This window comes from Enterobacter huaxiensis (assembly GCF_003594935.2).
Lineage (GTDB): Bacteria > Pseudomonadota > Gammaproteobacteria > Enterobacterales > Enterobacteriaceae > Enterobacter > Enterobacter huaxiensis.
In genome coordinates this window covers 2,563,406-2,583,596 of the sequence record NZ_CP043342.1, presented here as the reverse complement: position 1 = coordinate 2,583,596, position 20,191 = coordinate 2,563,406, and the positions used below count along the sequence as shown (strand labels likewise).

The 20,191-nt window shown below is 57.9% G+C and carries 26 protein-coding genes; 18 read left to right on the top strand and 8 right to left on the bottom strand.

Going from position 1 to position 20,191, the window contains the following annotated elements:
• Positions 1-30: 30 nt before the first annotated feature.
• Positions 31-966, top strand: coding sequence for a phenylacetic acid degradation operon negative regulatory protein PaaX (gene paaX / locus D5067_RS12295; protein WP_119934356.1), 936 nt, complete (start codon positions 31-33; stop codon positions 964-966).
• Positions 967-975: 9 nt separating this feature from the next.
• Positions 976-1,572 (top strand): phenylacetic acid degradation protein PaaY, encoded by a 597-nt coding sequence (gene paaY, locus D5067_RS12290; RefSeq protein WP_119934355.1) that lies wholly within the window; start codon positions 976-978, stop codon positions 1,570-1,572.
• A 225-nt stretch (positions 1,573-1,797) separates the two neighbouring features.
• On the opposite strand, the gene D5067_RS12285 is transcribed toward paaY, so the two are convergent.
• On the bottom strand, positions 1,798-2,763 hold the full coding sequence (locus D5067_RS12285; protein ID WP_119934354.1) for a hypothetical protein: 966 nt from the start codon (positions 2,761-2,763) through the stop codon (positions 1,798-1,800).
• 407 nt (positions 2,764-3,170) lie between these two features.
• Complete coding sequence (catA, locus tag D5067_RS12280) at positions 3,171-3,848, bottom strand: type A chloramphenicol O-acetyltransferase (protein ID WP_119934353.1); 678 nt, start codon at positions 3,846-3,848, stop codon at positions 3,171-3,173.
• 220 nt (positions 3,849-4,068) lie between these two features.
• On the opposite strand from catA, the gene D5067_RS12275 reads away from it, so the two are divergent.
• Positions 4,069-4,386, top strand: a complete 318-nt coding sequence (locus tag D5067_RS12275) for a YebG family protein (RefSeq protein WP_119934352.1) — start codon at positions 4,069-4,071, stop codon at positions 4,384-4,386.
• Positions 4,387-4,481: 95 nt separating this feature from the next.
• Here the strand turns inward: D5067_RS12275 and D5067_RS12270 are convergent, their stop codons facing one another.
• A complete protein-coding gene (locus D5067_RS12270) occupies positions 4,482-4,949 on the bottom strand; it encodes a nuclear transport factor 2 family protein (protein ID WP_032669963.1) in 468 nt (155 codons plus the stop codon).
• A 103-nt stretch (positions 4,950-5,052) separates the two neighbouring features.
• On the opposite strand from D5067_RS12270, the gene D5067_RS12265 reads away from it, so the two are divergent.
• The 3 genes from D5067_RS12265 (at position 5,053) to D5067_RS12255 (ending at position 6,543) form a co-directional block, all read left to right on the top strand.
• Positions 5,053-5,637, top strand: coding sequence for a TetR/AcrR family transcriptional regulator (locus D5067_RS12265; RefSeq protein WP_119934351.1), 585 nt, complete (start codon positions 5,053-5,055; stop codon positions 5,635-5,637).
• Between the two features lie 137 nt (positions 5,638-5,774).
• Positions 5,775-6,299: a GNAT family N-acetyltransferase gene (locus D5067_RS12260; RefSeq protein ID WP_119934350.1), complete on the top strand. Its 525-nt coding sequence runs from the start codon at positions 5,775-5,777 to the stop codon at positions 6,297-6,299.
• A 16-nt stretch (positions 6,300-6,315) separates the two neighbouring features.
• Complete coding sequence (locus D5067_RS12255) at positions 6,316-6,543, top strand: DUF1272 domain-containing protein (RefSeq protein WP_119934349.1); 228 nt, start codon at positions 6,316-6,318, stop codon at positions 6,541-6,543.
• A gap of 1 nt (position 6,544) precedes the next feature.
• On the opposite strand, the gene D5067_RS12250 is transcribed toward D5067_RS12255, so the two are convergent.
• Positions 6,545-7,318: a hypothetical protein gene (locus D5067_RS12250; RefSeq protein WP_032669955.1), complete on the bottom strand. Its 774-nt coding sequence runs from the start codon at positions 7,316-7,318 to the stop codon at positions 6,545-6,547.
• A 1-nt stretch (position 7,319) separates the two neighbouring features.
• A complete protein-coding gene (locus D5067_RS12245) occupies positions 7,320-7,517 on the bottom strand; it encodes a hypothetical protein (RefSeq protein ID WP_032669954.1) in 198 nt (65 codons plus the stop codon).
• Between the two features lie 258 nt (positions 7,518-7,775).
• Between D5067_RS12245 and D5067_RS12240 the strand changes: the two genes are divergently transcribed.
• Genes D5067_RS12240 through D5067_RS12205 form a run of 8 tightly spaced genes read left to right on the top strand, consistent with a single transcriptional unit; the run spans position 7,776 to position 13,647 of the window.
• Positions 7,776-8,210 carry a nuclear transport factor 2 family protein gene (locus D5067_RS12240; RefSeq protein WP_062937752.1) on the top strand — a complete coding sequence of 145 codons (435 nt, stop codon included), beginning with the start codon at positions 7,776-7,778 and terminating at the stop codon, positions 8,208-8,210.
• Complete coding sequence (locus D5067_RS12235) at positions 8,207-8,926, top strand: SDR family NAD(P)-dependent oxidoreductase (RefSeq protein WP_119934348.1); 720 nt, start codon at positions 8,207-8,209, stop codon at positions 8,924-8,926. Before D5067_RS12240 ends, D5067_RS12235 begins: the two co-directional genes overlap by 4 nt.
• The gene (locus D5067_RS12230; protein ID WP_119934347.1) at positions 8,923-10,182 is read left to right on the top strand and encodes an NAD(P)/FAD-dependent oxidoreductase; all 1,260 of its coding nucleotides are present in this window, start codon (positions 8,923-8,925) and stop codon (positions 10,180-10,182) included. Before D5067_RS12235 ends, D5067_RS12230 begins: the two co-directional genes overlap by 4 nt.
• 1 nt (position 10,183) lies before the next feature.
• Positions 10,184-10,906, top strand: a complete 723-nt coding sequence (locus D5067_RS12225; protein WP_119934346.1) for a DUF1365 domain-containing protein — start codon at positions 10,184-10,186, stop codon at positions 10,904-10,906.
• Positions 10,903-12,123 (top strand): SAM-dependent methyltransferase, encoded by a 1,221-nt coding sequence (locus D5067_RS12220; protein ID WP_119934345.1) that lies wholly within the window; start codon positions 10,903-10,905, stop codon positions 12,121-12,123. The genes D5067_RS12225 and D5067_RS12220 overlap by 4 nt, the downstream gene beginning before the upstream one ends.
• Positions 12,120-12,605, top strand: a complete 486-nt coding sequence (locus D5067_RS12215; protein ID WP_119934344.1) for a DUF2878 domain-containing protein — start codon at positions 12,120-12,122, stop codon at positions 12,603-12,605. Before D5067_RS12220 ends, D5067_RS12215 begins: the two co-directional genes overlap by 4 nt.
• Positions 12,602-13,123, top strand: a complete 522-nt coding sequence (locus D5067_RS12210) for a hypothetical protein (protein WP_119934343.1) — start codon at positions 12,602-12,604, stop codon at positions 13,121-13,123. Before D5067_RS12215 ends, D5067_RS12210 begins: the two co-directional genes overlap by 4 nt.
• A complete protein-coding gene (locus tag D5067_RS12205) occupies positions 13,120-13,647 on the top strand; it encodes a DUF3833 domain-containing protein (protein ID WP_119934342.1) in 528 nt (175 codons plus the stop codon). Before D5067_RS12210 ends, D5067_RS12205 begins: the two co-directional genes overlap by 4 nt.
• Before the next feature lies 1 nt (position 13,648).
• Here D5067_RS12205 and D5067_RS12200 read toward each other — a convergent pair whose 3' ends face one another.
• Together D5067_RS12200 and D5067_RS12195 are read right to left on the bottom strand one after the other, a co-directional pair.
• The gene (locus D5067_RS12200) at positions 13,649-14,107 is read right to left on the bottom strand and encodes a DMT family transporter (RefSeq protein ID WP_032669947.1); all 459 of its coding nucleotides are present in this window, start codon (positions 14,105-14,107) and stop codon (positions 13,649-13,651) included.
• 4 nt (positions 14,108-14,111) lie between these two features.
• Positions 14,112-14,546: a DMT family transporter gene (locus tag D5067_RS12195; protein WP_032669945.1), complete on the bottom strand. Its 435-nt coding sequence runs from the start codon at positions 14,544-14,546 to the stop codon at positions 14,112-14,114.
• A 99-nt stretch (positions 14,547-14,645) separates the two neighbouring features.
• Here D5067_RS12195 and D5067_RS12190 point away from each other — a divergent pair, with 99 nt between their 5' ends.
• Positions 14,646-15,578, top strand: a complete 933-nt coding sequence (locus D5067_RS12190; protein ID WP_119934341.1) for a LysR family transcriptional regulator — start codon at positions 14,646-14,648, stop codon at positions 15,576-15,578.
• 68 nt (positions 15,579-15,646) lie between these two features.
• Positions 15,647-16,591 (top strand): LysR family transcriptional regulator, encoded by a 945-nt coding sequence (locus D5067_RS12185; protein ID WP_032669943.1) that lies wholly within the window; start codon positions 15,647-15,649, stop codon positions 16,589-16,591.
• Here the strand turns inward: D5067_RS12185 and D5067_RS12180 are convergent.
• A complete protein-coding gene (locus D5067_RS12180; RefSeq protein WP_119934340.1) occupies positions 16,588-17,646 on the bottom strand; it encodes an ABC transporter substrate-binding protein in 1,059 nt (352 codons plus the stop codon). The genes D5067_RS12185 and D5067_RS12180 overlap by 4 nt on opposite strands.
• 222 nt (positions 17,647-17,868) lie before the next feature.
• Between D5067_RS12180 and D5067_RS12175 the strand changes: the two genes are divergently transcribed.
• Together D5067_RS12175 and D5067_RS12170 are read left to right on the top strand one after the other, a co-directional pair.
• Positions 17,869-19,437 carry an ABC transporter permease gene (locus tag D5067_RS12175; protein ID WP_119934339.1) on the top strand — a complete coding sequence of 523 codons (1,569 nt, stop codon included), beginning with the start codon at positions 17,869-17,871 and terminating at the stop codon, positions 19,435-19,437.
• On the top strand, positions 19,434-20,177 hold the full coding sequence (locus D5067_RS12170; RefSeq protein WP_119934338.1) for an ABC transporter ATP-binding protein: 744 nt from the start codon (positions 19,434-19,436) through the stop codon (positions 20,175-20,177). The genes D5067_RS12175 and D5067_RS12170 overlap by 4 nt, the downstream gene beginning before the upstream one ends.
• Positions 20,178-20,191: the final 14 nt, after the last annotated feature.

Genomic DNA, 20,191 nt, shown 5'->3' with positions numbered 1-20,191 from the left:
TGATTCATCCAGGATAAAAATCACAACAGAATGAATCACATGAATAAACTTGATGCCTTCATCCAGCACGCCGTCAGCTCCGTTCCGATCAGCGGGACGTCGCTCATCTCCTCGCTGTACGGCGACGCGCTTTCCCATCGCGGCGGCGAAATTTGGCTCGGAAGCCTTGCGGCACTGCTGGAGGGTATGGGGTTTGGCGAGCGTTTCGTGCGTACCGCGCTGTTCCGCCTGAACAAAGAGGGCTGGCTGGACGTTTCGCGCATCGGGCGTCGCAGCTTTTACCGCCTGAGCGACAAAGGGCTGCGCCTGACCCGCCGTGCGGAAAGCAAAATCTACCGCGCGGAGCTGCCCGCCTGGGACGGCAAGTGGCTGCTTCTGCTTTCAGAAGGGCTGGATAAAACCACGCTGGCCGATGTAAAAAAACAGCTGATATGGCAAGGGTTTGGCACATTGGCACCGAGCCTGATGGCCTCGCCGTCGCAGCATCTGGCGGACGTACAGTCGCTGCTCCACGACGCGGGCGTGGCGGAAAACGTCATCTTCTTTGAGGCCCATTCGCCGCTGGCGCTGTCCCGCGCGGCGCTGCGTTCGCGGGTGGAAGAGTGCTGGCAGCTCACCGAGCAGAACGCGATGTACGAGACGTTTATCAATTCGTTCCGCCCGCTGCTGCCGCTGCTGAAAGAGGCCGAGCCGGGGGATCTCACGCCGGAACGCTGCTTCCAGATCCAGCTTCTGCTGATTCACTTTTACCGTCGCGTGGTGCTGAAAGATCCGCTGCTGCCGGAGGAGCTGCTGCCTGCGCACTGGGCGGGCCAAAGCGCGCGACAGCTCTGTATCAACATCTACCAGCGCGTCGCGACGGGAGCGCTGGCGTTTGTCAGCGAGAAGGGGGAAACCTCCGTGGGCGAGCTGCCCGCGCCCGGTACGCTCTATTTCCAGCGCTTCGGTGGTCTTAATATCGCATAAGGAGTGAAAATGCCGGTTTATCAAATTGACGGCCTGACGCCGGTCGTTCCTGACGAGAGCTATGTGCACCCGACGGCGGTGCTGATTGGCGACGTGATTCTGGGCAAGGGCGTTTACGTTGGCCCGAACGCCAGCCTGCGCGGTGATTTTGGCCGTATCGTGGTGAAAGACGGTGCCAACATCCAGGATAACTGCGTAATGCATGGCTTCCCGGAGCAGGACACGGTAGTTGAAGAGGACGGGCATATCGGCCACAGCGCCATTCTGCACGGCTGCATCATCCGCCGTAACGCGCTGGTGGGCATGAACGCGGTAGTGATGGACGGCGCGACGATCGGTGAGAACAGCATCGTCGGCGCGGCAGCGTTTGTAAAAGCGAAAGCGGAAATGCCCGCCAACCACCTGATCGTTGGCAGCCCGGCAAAAGCGATTCGTGAGCTGAGCGCGCAGGAGATAGCGTGGAAGAAGCAGGGTACAAAAGAGTATCAGGTGCTGGTGGAGCGCTGTAAGCTCACGATGCATCAGGTTGAGCCGCTGCGCGAGGGGGAAGAAGGGCGCAAGCGGCTGACGTTTGATGAGAATTTACGCCCGAAGTCTGCCACGTAAAAAGAGCGTCAGTTAGCTCGCGCTGGCATAACCCCTAAAGGAAAAACATAAATGCCCTTCCGGGCATTTATGTTTTGGCTACTCTCATGACGTGCCGTTTAAAAAGGCCTGTCGCTACACGTGCATCAGTGGAAAAACAGGGCAATCAAAATAATAATTGGAATGGGTACCCCTAGAAAGAACAGTAATAAAGAGCGCATTTAAAACCTCCCGCATTTTTAACGATTATAAATCACGTTGACGACCACCGAAGGTCGCGCACAGGCTGGCGACAAAGGCACCTGCCAGCAGAGAAATGAACGTCCAGAGCATCAGATAGCTCGTGGCTTTGCGTGCGGCATCCGCAGCCTGCTGAGCTTTCTCCTTCGTTTCTTTTAATTTAGCCTGGGCTTTGTCATAGGTACTCTGCACCCGCTGTTCAGCCTCCTGCTGGCTGATACCCGTATTTTGAGCGATCAACCGAGCGACATACTGACGATCTTCCTGGGGCAAGGTCCCGCTGGTAATGCTGTTTACAAATATCCCCGACACCTCGCTCAGCTGTGCAGGAGAGACGGGCTGTTGAGATGCTGAAGGCGTTGCCGGAGCGGCTGGCGATGCGGGAGCGTCGGCGTTGCCTGGGGCATTCGACCTGAACATCGAATTGACGAAATACTGCATCGACGAACCCTGTTCGTCCTGGGACCCGTTAGCCATGCTCGCGGCACCCGCCGCCGTAGTTAGCGCTGCTCCGCCGGCAACATTCCCCACGATTTTAGCACCTCCTCCGATGACGGAGCTTACGGCGCTTGTGAACAGCGCAGCGGATATGAGCGCCGCGACGGCCCAGGCTAAAAATCCATGTGCAGTATCGCGAAAATAGACTTCATCGCCGCGCGTATCGACCCATTTGGTGCGCAGCCGCCCGGACAGATAGCCGCCCATTCCTGACGCAACAATCTGAGTGAAAGTTAACCATGCTATAGCGGCAATACCCACCGTACCTGCGTCAAGCCCGCGACTTTCCCATGGCGAAACAGACGTAAGACCTAACCCGGCACCCAGGATAAGTAAAATCAAAGAGAGAGAGGCCGCCGCTGCTGCGCCGGCGAAGATTGCGCCCCATGATACAGCGCTGCTGCTCGCGGCGGGCAGCGTCAGACGAGCGTCGGGAGTCGTGCTGTTTATGGCGCTTTCGTGAATGTGAGTCATAACGGTTGTCCTTTAAATAATATATGCGTTCGGAACCAGGAACTTATTGAAGAAACAGGAAATATAACCACCTTCAACACCTGTGCTCTAAAGGAGCCGGGTAGTCCATTTATAAAAAGAAATCCGGTAAAACGTGAAAAAATTCCCATCAGGATGGAAATTCATTCCTTGCACTAAGAAGAGTAGATGATTTTTCGCTAAATGGATTTTGAACTTTAAAAATCCGCTACCGACTCACAACGGCAGCAGAATTATTCAGCATCGGCATCGCGGATGAATAACCGATCTGGTCAGAGACAGGTGAATACGTTTTAAACGCCAGCAGAACGTTCAGGGGGCTGTAATAACGGGGCGGGAAACAGCCATTAAAAGTGGCTACGCTAGCCTGCCTGCTGGCAAAAGGCGAATCAGGCATTGAGTTCGTCTAAATGCTTCAGCAGATCATGGCATGTCTCTTGTAACTCGTTGATCATTCTCGCCACATGGAAACCGTCGCACACGGAGTGATGGACAAGAACGGCGAGTGGCAACAGTATTTTCCCCTCCTGCTCAACGTATTTCCCAAGCGTAAACATGGGGGTGAAAAAATTCTGCATCTTCGCGACGTTGGTATCAAAACTGGTAAAACTTACCCAGGGGATAGCCGATACGAAAAATATATTTTCCGGAGACTCGCCCTTCGGCCAGTAAGCAACGTTGTTGCCATAGCGGGCAACGTCTGCTGAATAGGCGTCCAGGAAGTGGAGAATATTGCCATCATAAGGGCTCCATAAGGATGAGAACGTTTCCGTCTCATTATGGAAAATGGTGTAGCTGGGGTGGACTTCATTCCAGACTATAAGTTCACCATCCTTCATGGCCATACGGAATTCAGCATGCCGGTTCACAGCCTGTGAAAGGAGAAAAATTATTGTAGGGTAAAATTTCCAGCCAAACTTTTTTGTATTTTTTAGCAGCCCGGTAATGTCTAACTGAACGGTCTGGCTGAACGTGCATTGCGCAAAAGACTGAAAGACCTCGAAATGCTCCTTTCTTGCCCAGCGGGATAGGTCAACAGGGGTATATTCTGGGGCTGTTTTTTTCATTTATTAACCTTTTTGAGCAATCGTAAATCAGATGTTTATCTGATTTTTCAGGAGGTAAGCAAGGGTACAGGCACTGAACCGCTTGGGTTGCGAACGCTGCTGTGAGAGTAGCGTATCCCTGTACGGCTGGAAAGGAAATGTGCCCTGCGAAACACATTTTGGCTGCAACGTTCGCCAGGTGCTGTTATACTGTATATAACCACAGTAAAAGGGGCGTATCATGGCTGTTGAAATAAAATATGTTGTCGTAAGAAAAGGTGAAGAGAAAATGACATTTGCCAGCAAGAAAGAGGCTGACGCTCACGACAAACTGCTCGATATGGCGGAAGCGTTCACCGACTGGCTGTTGCAAAGCGGTATACAGCTGGATGAAGCGCAGGCTGAGGATCTTGGGCTGCATCTCGCCGAGCAGAAAGAGGCCGTGCAGCATATTCTGCGTACCAGCAGGCTCCCCGATCTCAACGCCCCGGCGGGAACAGATCGCACGGACTCTGAAGCGGCTGACGGGAAAAAAATCAGAGCCGTGAAGGCTGCCTGATCGCCCGTGCCCATCTTCATTCAGGGGACGTCTCGCTGCCGTTCCCCCGAATGATGCTCAGAGAGGTGTGATTGAAGATCCCCTCGCGATCCAACCTATAACCCAAGATCGCTTAAAGAAGGATGGTCATCTGGACGTCTGCCCAGCGGCCAGTGATACAGACGCTCTGATTCTTCGATCGGCATGTCATTTACGCACGCGAAACGACGCGTCATCAGGCCATCCTGGTCAAACTCCCAGTTTTCATTGCCGTAAGAACGGAACCAGTTGCCCGAATCATCATGCCATTCATAGGCATAGCGCACGGCAATACGGTTTTCTGTAAACGCCCAAAGCTCTTTGATCAGGCGATAGTCCAGCTCTTTTTTCCATTTGCGGTCCAGGAAGGCCTGGGCTTCTTCGCGGTTAGCGGCAAATTCCGCACGGTTTCGCCATTTTGTATCCACGGAGTAGGCGAGGGCAACTTTTGCGGGGTCGCGGCTGTTCCAGCCATCTTCTGCCAGCCTGACTTTTTCGATAGCCGTTTCACGGGTAAAGGGCGGTAACGGTGGGCGTGTGTTCATCTGAATGACCTCTGGTTGATAGTATGTAGACAGATCTGTCTACTTGCGTTAATCTAGGCCTGAAAAATAACGCTGTCAACAACTCAATTGAGGCTGGAACGTGGTGAAAACATCCATTGCGAATAAAGACGAAAAAATTAGCGTCAGAGAGAAAATAGTACTAACCGCGCATGAGCTGTTTTATTCCACGGGGTTTAAAGCAACGGGTGTAGATACCATCATCAGGCAGGCTCACGTGACGAAAGTAACTTTTTATCGTCATTTCCCCAGTAAAAATTTGCTCATTCTTGCCTATTTGCATTATCGGCACGAAATATGGATAGACTGGTTTGAGACCGCGCTGCGCCTGAATGTTGACAAAGGGAGAACTGCGTCGGATGCCCTGGCAGCAACGCTTCACGCGTGGTTTGTGATGCCTTCATTCCACGGTTGCGCATTTATCAACGCCAGCGCAGAAGCGAAATCCGAAGAGGTTGAAAACGAAATAAAAGAAATTTGCCGCAGCCATAAATTAGAGACGAAAGAAAAAATTGCGGCCCTGACGGCTATTTCCGATGAACAACGCCTTAATGAAATTATGTTACTGATCGACGGAGCCATCATTCATGCCCAGATGGGAATGGATGTCGATGCGGTTATTCACGGGCTGAAGAGTGGGCTGGAGAAAATAACCGGGCAGGCAGCGTAGAGCGAGGCGTCATCGGCTCGGCAGAATGAGCCGTTTACACGGTTTTCCCGGTCGGCGGCAGGGGGAAATGCGTATCCGTTGGGATCTCAGCCAAAATGCATGATACTGAACGAAATGGAAAAGCAAGGATTCAGCGTATGACCCTTCATTTACGACACGCCACGCCAGCCGATTCACGCTTGCTCAGCGACCTCGGGTTTCGCATCTATTCCGCCCACTTTAAACCTCTGTGGGTGTCGGAAACGGAGATGAATAATTTCCTGCACGACGAGTATTCTCTCCCCGTGCTCGAACAAAGCCTGAAGGAGAGCGGCGTAGCCTGGTACGTGGCGCAAACCGAACGCCCGATTGGCTTTATGAAAGTCACCTGGGAAGCGGCCATACCGGGCACGAGCGACGTCGGGGTTCTGCTAAATAAACTTTACCTGGACCCAGCTGAAACGGGAAAACACTATGGCAAGTTGATGTTTGAACACGCCGTACGGCTGGCCAGAATTAACGGCAAGCGCTTTTTATGGCTGGAAGTACTCGAGCAAAACGAAGGCGCTTACAGGTTCTATCAGAGACAGGGCATGCTTTGCGTCAATGAAGTGCTGTTTGAGACGGCATCACAGCAAAGCGTACTGAAAATAATGAGAATGCCTCTTCAGGCGTCTATCTAAAAAACAGGTAAACCCCATGCTTGAACTTCGCCCTAACTGTGAACGTTGCGATAGAGATCTCCCGCCCGATACGTCCGAAGCCTACATTTGCTCGTTCGAATGCACCTTTTGCAACGAGTGCGTCACTCAGGCGCTGAGCGGGCGCTGTCCAAACTGCAGCGGTGAGCTTGTCCGCCGTCCGGTACGTCCTGAGGCGGCGCTGCTGAAGCACCCGGCATCCACGCTGCGCCGCTATACAAAGTAGGCTACCGCTCGTCGTTGTCCTCCTCCGGCGCCATCTCCAGCGCGCTGGCGCTGGCGGGGTCGAACAGCGAAATACTCTCAATCTGATTGAGCAAGATGACTCTGCGGAAGTCCATGGCGCTCCGGGGATCCGAATCAAGCGTGATGTCATGCTCGTGGTACCACCTGCTGTAGTTATTTTCGATGCGCAGATTCATCGTTTTTTCATCGCGATAGCCGCTTAGCATCGGGATCAGCACGATATTGGCCGTCTTTTCATATTCCAGCGTGGCGGTATGGATCATGCCGACATAGATTCGCCGAGACCTCAGCGCCACCTGCGCCAGCTCCCCTTGCTCCATGCACTGGTAAAGGAGCTGTTCAATGCCGCTTGATTGCGCCAGGCGCTTGTAGAGTTTTTTCCGGCCCTCGCCGTCGAGCCTCGCGCTGCCCGCCCAGTTAGAACGATAGAGACAGAACAGAATGGCGAAGGCCAGCATCACCACTACCGGCGCCTGGATCCCCAGGAAACTCCAGTTCATGAAATCTATCTGCCAGTCGGCATATTTCTGCGAGGTAAAGTGAAAAGTATTGTCCGCGGCTGAAAGCGCAAACAGCAGCAGCCAGAGGAGGCCGGTGGCGATCACGCCCTGTAAAACGAAAATACAGCCATAAAGCGCGACGAGGAAATACACGTCCCAGCCGAAGGAACGCTTAATTTTAAACCGCGTCGAGAGGTCGCGGCTGGTATACCAGTACCCGCACACCATCAGCACCATAAATATCGCCGTTCCCATATCACGCCCTCTTCAGCGCAGTGACGTGGCGCAGAAAATCCTGGCGAACCTCATTGCTTTTGTAGTTCACCGAGGCGTTTCCGTCCTGATCGATAATAATGCGGTCCCCGTCCTCAACGGCTTCAATGATCTCCTGCTGCGTCATCACCTGAAGCAAAGATTCCGGGCTTGAAAAGAGGGAGAGAAAGAAACGTCTCATTGCGAAGCATCCTTATGAATAAAAAGGATAAGCCTGGAGGATAAACGGCGAGTTTGCCTTAAGGTTTTCCTTAAAATCAGCAGCTGCCGGGCACGGGAACTCATCCCGATCTCAAAAATGGCTTTTGTTGTGATTTTTAACCCTATGTAAATGTTGGTTAAAAAAATATATTCACCAACAAATTTGGACAAATAACGGTGATTGTGTAAGTTTTAATTATGCGATTACGCCACGTTGTTTACAGCCAGGATGTGACCCATGAGCATGTTGCCCTCCGTCGTCAGTCGGTTTTTTGATTACTACGCCGCGCTGGATGCCCAGCCACCGTCGGCGCTGGCAGGGCTTTACCACCCTGACGCCACGCTTATCGATCCCTTCGGTGAGCATCACGGGCTGTTTGCGCTCCAGCGCTACTTTACCCATCTGCTGGCTAACGTGGACAACTGCCGCTTTTCCATCGACCCCCCGCTGAGTGGCGACAGCCGTTTTGTCGTCACATGGACGATGCACTGGTCGCATCCGCGCATTGCCGGGGGAGATCCGCTTGAGCTGCCGGGCTGTTCCGTGGTGGACACGGAAAACGATTTGATTGTGCGCCAGCGGGACTATTACGACGCTGGAGAGATGATCTATGAACATCTTCCCGTGCTCGGCTGGGCGGTACGCGGCGTGAAGCGCAGGGTGAAATCATGAAAACCGTACTGATTACCGGCGCGAGTTCCGGCATTGGCGCCGGGCTGGCGAGGTCCTATGCGGATGACGGCTATCACGTCATTGCCTGCGGGCGTGACCCGGCGCGTCTTGAAGCCCTGCACCAGCACAGCCCGAACGTCACGGTTCGCCTGTTCGACATTACGGACAGGGACGCCTGTCGCCAGGCGCTGACGGGGTGCTACGCCGACGTCGTTATCCTCTGCGCCGGAACCTGCGAATACCTCAACCACGGCGACGTAGATGCCGCGCTGGTGGAGAGGGTAATGAACACCAATTTCCTCGGCCCGGTTAACTGTCTTGCCGCACTGCAGCTGCAGCTGGCGGCGGGGAATCGCGTGGTCATCGTCAGCTCGATGGCGCACTGGCTGCACTTCCCGCGAGCCGAAGCCTACGGCGCGTCGAAAGCCGCCTTAACCTGGTTTGCCGAGACGCTGCGCCTCGACTGGGAACCGAAAGGGATCGGCGTGACCGTCGTCTCACCCGGCTTTGTCGACACGCCGCTGACCCAAAAAAATGATTTCGCCATGCCGGGTAGGGTGAGCGTCGACGACGCCGTGAAGGCGATCCGTTCCGGTCTGGCGAAGGAAAAAAATCACATCGCCTTTCCCGGCAGTTTTGGCCTGATTTTGCGGCTGCTGTCAGCACTCCCGGCCTTTATTCAGAATGCGCTCCTGCGCAGGATGGTGCGCTCATGAACATCGCCATTATCGGCAGCGGCATTGCCGGGTTAACCTGCGCCTGGCGGCTGGCCGGCCATCATCAGGTCACCGTGTTTGAAGCCGGAGCCACGCCGGGCGGACACACCGCGACGGTAGACGTCTCCACGCCGCAGGGAACCTTCGCTATTGACACCGGTTTTATCGTCTACAACGACCGTACCTATCCGCGCTTCATGGGCCTGCTGAGCGAGTTAGGCATCAGCGGGCAGAAAACGCAGATGAGCTTTTCGGTGCACAACCCGAAAACCGGGCTGGAGTACAACGGACACACCCTGACGTCGCTGTTTGCTCAGCGGCGAAATATCTTCAATCCGGCGTTCTGGACGCTGCTGAAGGAGATCGTGCGCTTCAATCGCCTGGCAAAACAGGCGCTGACGGAGGAGATTGACCCGAACGCTACGCTGCAGACCTTTCTGGAGCGGCATCGTTTTACGCCGTTTTTCGCGCGTCACTACATTCTGCCGATGGGGGCGGCCATCTGGTCCTCGTCGCTGCAGGAGATGAAGCGCTTTCCGCTTCCGCTTTTCCTGCGCTTCTTTGAGCATCACGGCCTGCTGGACGTCACGCACCGCCCGCAGTGGTACGTCGTGCCCGGCGGATCGCGTGAGTACATCCGCGCGATGCTGGACAAGCTCGGAAACCGCGTAACGTTACGCCTGAACGCGCCCGTGCAGGGGGTGAGCCGCGACGAGCGGGGCGTCACGATCCGGCTGGACAACGACAGCCACACCTTCGATCGGGCGATCTTTGCCTGCCATTCCGGGCAGGCGCTGGCGATGCTGGACGATCCGACGCCCGCAGAACGTGAGGTGCTGGGGGATATTGGCTGGCAGCGCAACGAGGTGGTGTTGCACAGCGACAAACGCTGGCTGCCGGCGCGCGAGCGCGCCTGGGCGAGCTGGAACTACAGGCTGAGCGAGCGGGATCGGGCCAGCGCCTGCGTCACCTATAACATGAATATTCTGCAGGGGCTGCCCGCAGGAAGCCCGCTGTTCTGCGTCACGCTGAACCCGGAAACGCCGGTGGATGAACGTTTCGTCCTGAAGCGTTTTGTCTATGAACACCCGCTGTTTAACCCGAAAAGCTGGCGCGCGCAGGCGCGGCGCGGGGAGATCAACGGCCATAACCGGAGCTGGTTCTGCGGCGCGTACTGGTACAACGGTTTTCATGAGGACGGCGTGCGCAGCGCGCTGGACGTGGTGCACGGTCTGGCGGCAGAGGAGGGCAACTGAGATGAACAGCTGCCTCTATCACGGCGCGCTGCGCCACCGCCGGCTGCAGCCGAAAGCGCACGACTTTACCTACACCGTCTTCATGGCCTGGCTGGATCTCGACGAGCTTGACGCGCTGCCCGCCGCTGGCGTGCGCCGCAACCGGTTTGCCGCCGCCTCGTTTTACGATGCGGATTACCCGCTGGGCGCGCCGCTAAAGGAGAACGTGCTCGATCGTCTGGAGAGCCTGACCGGTGAGCGTCCCGACGGGCGCGTGATGCTCCTGACGCAGCTGCGCTACTTCGGGTTTCATTTCAACCCGGTCAATTTTTACTACTGCTATGACCGGGCAGAGAGCCTGCGCTGGGTGCTCGCCGAGGTGCGCAATACGCCCTGGAACGAGCGGCATTACTACGCGGTGAACGGGCAGAACGCGCAGCCAACGGAAAAAGCGTTCCACGTCTCGCCGTTTAACCCAATGGAGATGGTTTACCACTGGCGCTTCAACAGCCCGGATAACACCCTCAACATGCATATTGAGAACCATCAGGACGAAAAGGTGTTTGACGCCACGCTGGCGCTTCGCCGGGAGCCGCTTACGCGCGCGTCGCTGAGGCGGATGCTGGTGCGGATCCCGCTGATGACGCTCAAAACCGTTTTCGCTATTTACTGGCAGGCGCTAAGGCTGTGGCTCAAGCGCGTGCCGTTGCATAACCATCCCGTCAGCAGGAGTGAACGCTCATGACCGATCCCGTCTTTGCGCTTGAACCCGATATTCCGCGCAACGTTCGCGTCGCGCGCTGGCTGCTTTTCCGCCTGTTGAGCGGCATCCGAGGCGGATCGCTTACCGTGCGAGAAGGGGCACAAACCTTTCAGTTTGGCGACCCCTCCGCTGCGCTACACGCCGATGTTCAGGTCCTGACGCCGGGGGTTTACTGGCGCGTCTTAACGGGCGGTAGCCTTGCTGCATCCGAAGCCTGGATGGACGGCGAGTGGGAAACCGCCCAGCTTACGCCGCTTCTGCAGCTCCTGGCACTCAACGGTGACGTGCTCGGACGGCTGGAAAACGGCTTTCGCCTGTTCGGTAGGCCGGTTGAGCGTCTGCGCCACTGGATGCGACGCAATTCGCGCGCGCAGGCGCGGGACAATATCGCCGCCCATTACGATCTGGGGAACTCCTTTTACGCCCATTTTCTGGACAAGGAGCTGCTCTATTCCAGCGCCTTGTTTACCGCCGAGGAGCAGGATTTAACGTCGGCCCAGCAGGCAAAAATGGCGCGCCTGTGCGACCAGCTCGCGCTCAGCGCGGAGGACCATCTGCTGGAAATCGGCACCGGCTGGGGCGCGATGGCGGAGTATGCCGCCCGCCATTACGGCTGCAGAGTAACCACCACCACGCTCTCAAAAGAGCAATATCTCTGGGCAACGGAGCGGATCGCTCGCGCCGGGCTGCAGGACCGCGTGGAGGTGCTGCTCTGCGACTATCGCGATCTCACCGGTCAGTACGACAAGCTGGTGTCGATTGAGATGATTGAAGCGGTGGGGCAGAACTATCTCCCGACGTTCTTCCGCACCTGCCAGGCGCGTCTGCGCCCGGGTGGACGCATGGCGATTCAGGCCATCACCATTCAGGACCAGCGCTACCGCGACTACAGCAAAAGCGTCGATTTTATCCAGCGCTACATTTTTCCCGGCGGTTTTTTACCGAGCATTACCGCGATGAACGAGCTGATGACGCGCCATACCGATTTTGTCGTGCGCAACCTCTTTGATATGGGGCCAGACTACGCCCGCACGCTGGCCCACTGGCGGCAGCGCTTTGTCCACGCCTGGCAGGAGATTGAAACGCTGGGGTTTGATGAGCGCTTTCGCCGGATGTGGCTCTACTACTTTGGCTACTGCGAAGCCGGGTTCAACGCCCGCACCATCAGCGTGGTGCAGCTGACTGCGGAACGCGTATGAAACAGTATGGGCAGGTTTTCCTGCTGGCCATCGCGTTCGATCTCTACTGGACGCTGGTGGTGCTGTTTCGCGAGCGGGGGCTGGTCATCTGGCTCGCGCTGGCGATCCTGGCCTGCCTGATGCTGTCGCCTGCGCACAGGCTGTACGCCGTTTTACTTGCCGCCGCGGGCAGCCTGCTTGACGCCCTCTGGGCAATGACCGGGCTGATTGCCTTTACGGGGGCGTCCCTCATGCCCCTGTGGATGGTGGCGCTGTGGCTGATGTTTGCCACCGTCTGGACCCAGCTGACGCGAACCACAACGCTACCGGGCTGGATGTTAACGCTGCTGGCAACCGTGGGCGGGCCGGTGGCCTACCTCATCGGTGAACGGCTGGGCGCGATTGAGTTTCTGGAGCCGACCTTTATCGTCGTCAGCTGGATGGCGCCGGGCTGGCTGGTATTGATGCTGTTTTTCCACCTGCTGATGGGGAGGCAACAATGAGAGCCGTTCTGCTGATGATCTGTCTTACCGCGTTTACCTCTACGGCCCACGCTGCCGACTGGCTCGGCTGGCGCAAAGTGGGAAGCGCCACGCTCACCTGGGGGCCTTTTACCGTTTACACCTCGCAGCTGCTGACGCCGGACGGGCGTTATGACGGCGAAAACGGAGACCGAGCGCTGCTTATCACCTACGCGCGCGATATCGACCGCGAGGAGCTGGTTGAGGCAACGCGCGACCAATGGCGGGCGCAGGGCATTCTGCAGGAAGCGCCGCAGAGCGAAGCGTGGCTTCGGATGCTGGGGACGCTCTGGCCGAACGTCACGACGGGTTCACAGCTGGCGTTTGTGCTTAAGAACAGGCAGGGGCAGTTCTGGTATCGCGCCCCCGCGCAGTCAGGTTTTACTCCACTGGGGCCACCGCAGCCAGCGGCGTTCAGCACGCGTTTTCTGGCAATATGGCTCGATCCCCGTACCCAATATCCCGAACTGCGTAAGCAGCTGATCGGAGGTCAACAATGAAACGAATTATGATCGCGGCTTTTGCCCTGACGATGCTGCTGGCGGGATGCAGCACGGAGGTAACGGAGTACCGTCAGCAGCAGCCGAAGCTGGACATTTTCACCTATTTCCAGGGGAAAACCGAGGCGTGGGGCATGGTGCAGGATCGCAGCGGGAAGCAGATCCGCCGCTTTCACGTTGAAATCGCGGGCGATGTCATTGGCGATACGCTGACCCTCAACGAACATTTTGTCTACGACGATGGCGAAAAACAGCAGCGCGTCTGGCACATCCGCCGCGTGACGGCAGACCGCTATGAAGGGACGGCTGGCGATATCGAAGGCGTCGCCGCCGGCCAGGCGGCGGGTAACGCTTTCAACTGGCGCTACAGCATGAACGTTAAGGCTGACGGTAAAACCTGGCTGCTGCACTTCGACGACTGGATGTACCTGCAGGACGGAACGCATCTGTTTAATAAAACCGAAATGAAGAAATTTGGCGTCACCGTCGCCACGGTGACGCTCTTCTTTACCCGTAAAGCGTGATTCAGTCGCTGGCGGGGCGGGATTTATTGCTGGAGTAAATAAAATACAGGGCAATACCCAGGCAGATGACGGCAGCCAGGCGGCTCGTTGAAAACGGAATGGCTTCATTGTTGAGCCAGCCAAAGTTATCAATCAGCATGCTCATGGCCAGCTGGCCCAGGATAACCGCCACCGTCGCGACGGCCGTGCCGATACGCTGCACGGCGAGCACCATCACGACGATGTACGGCACGCCGCACAGCGCGCCAAGCAGCTGCCATTTCGGCACGTCCATCAGGCTGACCGCCTGTTTTGGCTCAAAGAAGAAAATGAGCAGGGCGGTCACCAGCGCGCCGACGGAAAAGGTGAGAAACGCGCTTTTAAATACGCCCACGCGGCTGCCCAACTGTCCGTTAATGGCGGCTTGGACGCTCAGCGTTGCGCCGCCGATAACGGCTAACATAATCATAATGACGGTCATAACGTTACCCCTGCGCCACGAGAATAAGCGCGGCAATAATGAACGCCAGCGCGATAATGCGTTTCGTATCGATCCTGCGGTGCGGTGTACCCAGCAGGCCGTAGTGGTCGATGATCAGGCTTTTGAATACCTGTCCCGCCAGAATACCGATCATCGTCATGGCGATGCCGATGACCGGCGTGGCGATGGTCAGAATAACCACGTAAACCGGTCCGAGCACGCCGCCCAGCAGCTGCCAGGACGGCTGCGCGAAAAACGACGGGCTGTTGCGCGGGCTGAAAAACAGCATCAGCAGAAACGTCAGTGCGGCTCCGACGCCAAATATGCTGAACGTCGCCCACAAATCCCCGACCTGTTCGCCCAGCGGCCCCAGCAGGCCAGCCTCAACGGACAGCCCCATCCCGCCGGCAATCACCAGTAAAATCAAAAAAAATTGCATTGTGCTTCTTCTCCCTTATTCCAGGCCGAGAAGATTACGCCTTACCACCGATGAGAAAAATGCCATAATGCAGGAAACACCTGTGCAGGATATGCATTAATGATTGATGCCGGAAACATTAGCATTCGCGCGCTGCTGATCTTCATTGAGGTTTATGAAGCGCAGAATTTCTCCGTTGTCGCGCGCCGGGAAGGGGTCTCCGCTTCGCAGGTTTCACGCGTGATCCACCAGCTTGAGGACGCGCTCGGCCAGCAGCTTTTTTACCGCAACACGCGTGCCGTTATTCCGACCGAAAGCGGGCATCTATTTATTCGCTATGCCCGGGCGATGGCGGGAAACCTTGAGGAGGCGCGACGGGAGCTGGACGAGCGATCCCTGGAGCCCACGGGCCTGATCCGAATTAACTGCCCGGTCTTTTTTGGACAACGGCACGTGGCTCCCGGGCTGGCCGGCCTTTCAGCGCGCTATCCGCGGCTCAACATTGAGCTGACGCTCACCGACGACTTTATCGATCCGCACCGGGATGCTGCCGACGTGCTGTTTCGCATCGGCACGCTGACGGATTCCTCGTTTCACGCGCGGGTGCTCGGGCAGCAGTTTTATCATCTGGCGGCGTCGCCGGCCTATTTGCAAAAGCACGGCGTGCCTGAGGCGCCGGAGGATTTTGCGCATCACCGCTGCCTTGTCTACCGCGGATCGTCCGGGCCTAACCGCTGGCTGATGCGTCGGCCGGGCGAGGCGTGGGTTCACTATCCCGTTGCGCCGCTGATGACCTCCAACAACGCCGAAACGCTGCTGATTGCCGCGCTGGGCGGAATGGGGATCGTGCTGTTCCCCGACTGGCTGGTGAGTGAAAGGCTAAAAAGCGGCGAGCTGGTGTCGCTCCTGCCGGAGCATGAATGCGGAATCAACACCGAGCCACAGACCATTGCGGCGATCTACCCGAACGCGCGTCATCCGCCCCTTAACGTCAGGGCGGTGATTGACTATTACGTAGAGCGGTTCGGCACGCCGCTTTACTGGCAAAGATGAACCTGCGATTGCGCGACCTGGCCGCTATCCCGTACTGTAGCGAAAACGTTAAAGGATAACCCGGGACTATGCATCTAGACTTTCGCCAACTGCGCAACTTCGTCGCGCTGGTTGAATACGGCAGTTTTAATCGCGCGGCAGAGGCGGTCTGCCTCTCGCAGTCTGCATTTAGCCGCAGCATTCAGGCGCTGGAGCAGAGCGTCGGGCATCCCCTGTTTGACCGGCAGAGCAAACTGGCCACCCTGACGCTGCACGGACAAACGCTGCTGCCCTACGCCCGTCGATTTCAGGAGCTGAACGTTGAGCTCAGCAGCCAGATGCGCGAAGCGGAGGAGGCGCAAACCGGCGAAGTGACGTTCGGCTGCGGTCCGGCACCGGCTGCTCGCCTGATCCCCGCCGCGGTGGGGGCGTTTCATCGCAGTATGCCGCAGGCGAAGGTGCGCTTTCAGATTGATAACTGGTTCACGCTGCATCAGGCGCTGAACACGCAACACTTCCCGTTTGTCGTGGCCGATAGCTGGCAGGCGGAGCTGGATCCCCAGCTGCGGGTGCAGCCGCTGAGCCCGCAGCGCTGCTTTTTTATCTGTCATGCCGACCATCCGCTGGCGCAGCAGGATACCGTATCCGTGCAGGCGCTGCTGCGTTACCCCTTTGCGGCACCCTATTTACCGCCGGGGGTGCGCAAAGTGCTGGCCACCCTCAGCCAGCAGCAGGATTTTACCCCCGCAATCCAGTGCGACCACGTCTATGCGCTGCTCTCTACGCTCGCCTGCACCCACGCGATAAGCTTCGCCAGCGAGGATGGCTTTGCGCTGTGCCAGCACAGCCACCGGCTGGTGAAGCTGGAGATAAGCGACCTGCCCGAAGAGTGGCGGCTGATGCAAACCCGGTTTGCCATTATTTCCCCGGTCCATGCTGCCCAGCCGCCGCTGGTAGAAAAGATGATTGAGACGATCCTCCATGCCGACCGCCAGCATCAGAATCAGCTGCTGGCGCAGGAGGAGGGGAGTTAAAGCGGCTGGCCCTGAGTATTATACTGCGGCCACCGGTTTTCCAGCTTTTGCGCCCTAAGGGCCTGCTCGACGAAGGCGCCGTCAAACCACTCTTTGGCACTGAAGGCGCTGCGGATCAGGCGCCCCGAATGCGCCTGCTCGACGCTGTTGGTAAAGCTGTCGGTCAGGAAGGGATCGATGCGCGGTGAGGTGGTGAAGTTAAGATCCTGTGGCTGCAGTTCCTCCAGGAACAGCGCTTTAGGGATTTGGCTTTGCTGCGCCATCTCCGCCGACCAGGCTTCACGATTGTTCGGGTCGCTGATTTCTGCCGCGTTTTTCACCAGCACGTCGATAATCTGCTGCGTCGCCTGCGGCCAGGCGTCAATAAAGGTTTGCGTCCCCAGGAATCCCGCCTGGGTGGTGTTCTGACGACCGGAATCCCCGCTCTTCACCACCACGTCGATCTTATCGCCCCGCAGCGCCAGAAGAGACACGCCGCCCCAGACGGCATCCACGCGGCCTGCCGCCAGCGCCGCTTTTCCGGCATTCCAGTCGAGATTAATGACCTGCAGATTTCTTTCCGTAAGCCCCGCGGACTGCAGGGCGCGATCGAAGGCCAGCTGGTCAGCCGTACCGCGATACACCGCGACCCGCTTACCCTTTAAATCTTCCAGTTTTTTTATGCCCGAGGCGCGGGTCGCCGCCAGGTAAGATTCAGACCCGCGGCTGCCCAACAGCAGGCGCGTGGGAAGGCCGTTCGCTTTGCCGATGATGGCCGCCAGATCGCCAAGGTAGACAAAATCAAGCTGTTGGTTAGCCAGCGCTTCATTCACCGCCGGACCTGCGCCCTTAAAGAACTGCCACTGAATTTCAACGCCCTGGGGTTTGAACACCGCCTCAAGCTGGTGGCGGATGTACGCCATGCCGACCGGGCCCTCAATAAAAGGCTTACTGCCCGCACTTTGATCCGGCACGCCGATGCGAATGGCGTGCAGCGCTTCGGCGCTGGCGTTCCCCATCAGGGCGAAGGCGGCCACCAGCGGCAGCAGAGCGCGGCTAAAAAATGCTTTCATCATAACAAGTTACTCCAGTGTGTTTTTTCTCACCCTAATGAGCCGCCCGGCCCGCTGTTAAATGCTTTTATTGGAAAAGGACAGGTGAAAATGAGCTAAATCAGCGCCAGCGAGTCCGGCAGGCTGAAATGCATTTGTTGCATCGGGATTATTCGCGTAACGCAATGACGAAGGGGAACGGGGCGGGTTTTTATAACGGCATGACGGGTTTAAACGTGAAGCACTATGTCGCAAATAATTTTAAAAACGGACTCATCCGGAAGGCTGAAAGTACGACTTAACGGCTGGCCGTGGATATTGCCCGCGCTGCTGCTGCTGCTGTGGTCCATCGCGGCAGAGCGCCACTGGATGCCGGAACAAATTTTACCCGCGCCTTCGGTGGTCGCCGACGCGGCGCTCTCGCTCCTGGCAGGAGACCTTCTCTCCCAATGGGCGTTTAGCCTGCAGCACCTGCTGCTGGGCCTGCTGGCAGGCGCCTTCGCCGGCACGCTGCTGGGCGCGCTGTTCGGCCTGGTTCCCGGCGCGGCGCGTCGCGTGGAGCCGCTGTTTTACGCGCTGGCGCAAATCCCGACGCTGGGGTGGATCCCGCTTTTTATGGTGCTGTTCGGGATCGATAACGGCCTGAAGCTGGCGGTAATCATCAAGACCACCATCGTGCCGATGACGATCAACACGCAGCAGGCGGTTGCCAGCGTGCCCCATACCCTGAGCGAGGCTGCCAGGGTGATGAATTTTTCCCGCTGGCAGCGGCTGCGCTGGCTGGTGATCCCCGCGGGACTTCCCGGCTGGTTTACCGGCCTGCGGCTGGCGCTTTCTCAGGCCTGGGTGTCGCTGATCGTTGTTGAACTGCTCGCCTCGTCGGAGGGCATTGGCTACCTGATGGTCTGGGGGCGTCAGCTGTTCCAGCTGGATATCGTTTTCGTCACCATTGCGGTGGTGGGCTTCAGCGGCATGCTGATGGAGTGGGCGGCGAATCGGGCCTTTTCCCGGCTGGTGTTCTGGCCCCAGCCCGCCGTCGGGCGTCTTGCATGGAAACCGCAGGCCAGCTGGCAGGCGCTGCAGCTGCCGATCCTGCTGCTGGCGCTGTGGCAGCTGGCTAGCCTATGGGGATGGATCGATGCGGCGCTGTTCTCTTCGCCGCTGGCAGTCGCCGAGCGCTTTATGCAGGGCGCGGCAAGCGGGGAGCTGGCGACGGCGATGCTGGCGAGCCTCGGGCGCGCCTTTGCGGGCGGGGCGGCGGGTATTGCCGGTGGCCTCCTTTGCGGGCTGCTGCTGGCGCTGCGGCCGCGCACCGGACAGATCGTGACGCCATCGCTCAACGTGCTGCGCCATATTGCCCTTTTTGCGTGGCTACCGCTGCTGACCGCGTGGGTGGGCAACGATAACGTCGGCAAAATCGTCTTTATCGCCCTGGCCTCGTTCTTTCCGATGTTCTTTAGCACCCTTCAGGCCGTGCTGCAGCGCAGCCCGCAGCTGGACGAAGCGGCGCGCGTGCTGCGTTTAGGCGGCCTGACGCGCCTGAGGGTGCTGATCCTTCCCGGCGCCGCGCCCGGTATTTTCGCCGGGCTGCGGCTGGCGATGATCTACGCCTGGCTTGGCAACATTGGTGCGGAATACTTCATGTCCTCGGGTGCCGGGATCGGCAGCCTGATGATCAACGCCCAGCAGCTGCTGGATATGCCCACCATTCTCTGCGGCATGGTGCTGGTCGGTCTCACCGGCGCAGCGCTGGATAAAGCCGGACGTTTACTGGAACTTCGCGCCACCCGCTGGCGCCAACAGGAGCCATCATGACCGCCCAAACTCTGGTTTCATTTCAACATGTGCGTAAAACCTGGCAGCAGGTCACGGCGCTGCAAAATTTTAGTCTCGACATCGCTGCCGGTGAACTGGTGGTGCTGGTGGGCAGCAGCGGCTGCGGTAAGTCGACGCTTCTGCGCATGCTGGTCGGCCTTGAAGAGACGACGCAGGGCGAAATTCGCATCAGCGGCAAGTTGGTCACCGGCGTGGGCAAAGAGCGCGGCATCGTGTTCCAGGAGCCCCGGCTGTTCCCCTGGCTGAGTGTGATCGACAACGTCATGCTGGGGCTGGCGGACGAAAAACTGAGCCGGGCCGCCAAACGCCAGCGCGCCCGGGAGATGCTGGCGCGGGTGCAGCTCACCGAGTTCGAGAGCGCGCTGCCCGCGCAGCTTTCCGGCGGGATGGCCCAGCGCGTTGCTATTGCTCGCGGCCTGGTTGCCCGCCCGCAAATTCTGATGCTGGACGAGCCGTTCGGCGCGCTCGATGCGCTGACGCGTCACACCCTGCAGCAGGCGCTTTTGCATATTCACAGAAGCGAGGGAACCACCACGCTGCTGGTGACCCATGACGTTGAAGAGGCGGTCGCCCTGGCCGACCGGGTCGTGGTGCTTTCCCCACGTCCCGGCCGCATTCGCGAGGTGGTGAGCCTAACGCTGCCGCACCCGCGACAGCGGGACGACGCCGAGTTTGCCGACGCCTGCCGTCATATTCGTCATCTTATTACCTCTGCCTGATAACTTTTACTAAG

Bases quoted from the DNA above. Each gene is read 5' to 3' on its own strand.
- D5067_RS12170 (WP_119934338.1), top strand. From the start codon at position 19,434: ATGACCGCCCAAACTCTGGTTTCATTTCAACATGTGCGTAAAACCTGG.
- D5067_RS12285 (WP_119934354.1), bottom strand. From the start codon at position 2,763: ATGACTCACATTCACGAAAGCGCCATAAACAGCACGACTCCCGACGCT.
- catA (WP_119934353.1), bottom strand. From the start codon at position 3,848: ATGAAAAAAACAGCCCCAGAATATACCCCTGTTGACCTATCCCGCTGG.
- D5067_RS12245 (WP_032669954.1), bottom strand. From the start codon at position 7,517: ATGAGACGTTTCTTTCTCTCCCTCTTTTCAAGCCCGGAATCTTTGCTT.
- D5067_RS12175 (WP_119934339.1), top strand. From the start codon at position 17,869: ATGTCGCAAATAATTTTAAAAACGGACTCATCCGGAAGGCTGAAAGTA.
- D5067_RS12220 (WP_119934345.1), top strand. From the start codon at position 10,903: ATGACCGATCCCGTCTTTGCGCTTGAACCCGATATTCCGCGCAACGTT.
- D5067_RS12260 (WP_119934350.1), top strand. From the start codon at position 5,775: ATGACCCTTCATTTACGACACGCCACGCCAGCCGATTCACGCTTGCTC.
- D5067_RS12180 (WP_119934340.1), bottom strand. From the start codon at position 17,646: ATGATGAAAGCATTTTTTAGCCGCGCTCTGCTGCCGCTGGTGGCCGCC.
- D5067_RS12195 (WP_032669945.1), bottom strand. From the start codon at position 14,546: ATGCAATTTTTTTTGATTTTACTGGTGATTGCCGGCGGGATGGGGCTG.
- D5067_RS12275 (WP_119934352.1), top strand. From the start codon at position 4,069: ATGGCTGTTGAAATAAAATATGTTGTCGTAAGAAAAGGTGAAGAGAAA.
- D5067_RS12205 (WP_119934342.1), top strand. From the start codon at position 13,120: ATGAAACGAATTATGATCGCGGCTTTTGCCCTGACGATGCTGCTGGCG.
- D5067_RS12215 (WP_119934344.1), top strand. From the start codon at position 12,120: ATGAAACAGTATGGGCAGGTTTTCCTGCTGGCCATCGCGTTCGATCTC.
- D5067_RS12230 (WP_119934347.1), top strand. From the start codon at position 8,923: ATGAACATCGCCATTATCGGCAGCGGCATTGCCGGGTTAACCTGCGCC.
- paaY (WP_119934355.1), top strand. From the start codon at position 976: ATGCCGGTTTATCAAATTGACGGCCTGACGCCGGTCGTTCCTGACGAG.
- D5067_RS12190 (WP_119934341.1), top strand. From the start codon at position 14,646: ATGATTGATGCCGGAAACATTAGCATTCGCGCGCTGCTGATCTTCATT.
- D5067_RS12210 (WP_119934343.1), top strand. From the start codon at position 12,602: ATGAGAGCCGTTCTGCTGATGATCTGTCTTACCGCGTTTACCTCTACG.
- D5067_RS12200 (WP_032669947.1), bottom strand. From the start codon at position 14,107: ATGACCGTCATTATGATTATGTTAGCCGTTATCGGCGGCGCAACGCTG.
- D5067_RS12255 (WP_119934349.1), top strand. From the start codon at position 6,316: ATGCTTGAACTTCGCCCTAACTGTGAACGTTGCGATAGAGATCTCCCG.
- D5067_RS12240 (WP_062937752.1), top strand. From the start codon at position 7,776: ATGAGCATGTTGCCCTCCGTCGTCAGTCGGTTTTTTGATTACTACGCC.
- D5067_RS12185 (WP_032669943.1), top strand. From the start codon at position 15,647: ATGCATCTAGACTTTCGCCAACTGCGCAACTTCGTCGCGCTGGTTGAA.
- D5067_RS12235 (WP_119934348.1), top strand. From the start codon at position 8,207: ATGAAAACCGTACTGATTACCGGCGCGAGTTCCGGCATTGGCGCCGGG.
- paaX (WP_119934356.1), top strand. From the start codon at position 31: ATGAATCACATGAATAAACTTGATGCCTTCATCCAGCACGCCGTCAGC.
- D5067_RS12250 (WP_032669955.1), bottom strand. From the start codon at position 7,318: ATGGGAACGGCGATATTTATGGTGCTGATGGTGTGCGGGTACTGGTAT.
- D5067_RS12270 (WP_032669963.1), bottom strand. From the start codon at position 4,949: ATGAACACACGCCCACCGTTACCGCCCTTTACCCGTGAAACGGCTATC.
- D5067_RS12225 (WP_119934346.1), top strand. From the start codon at position 10,184: ATGAACAGCTGCCTCTATCACGGCGCGCTGCGCCACCGCCGGCTGCAG.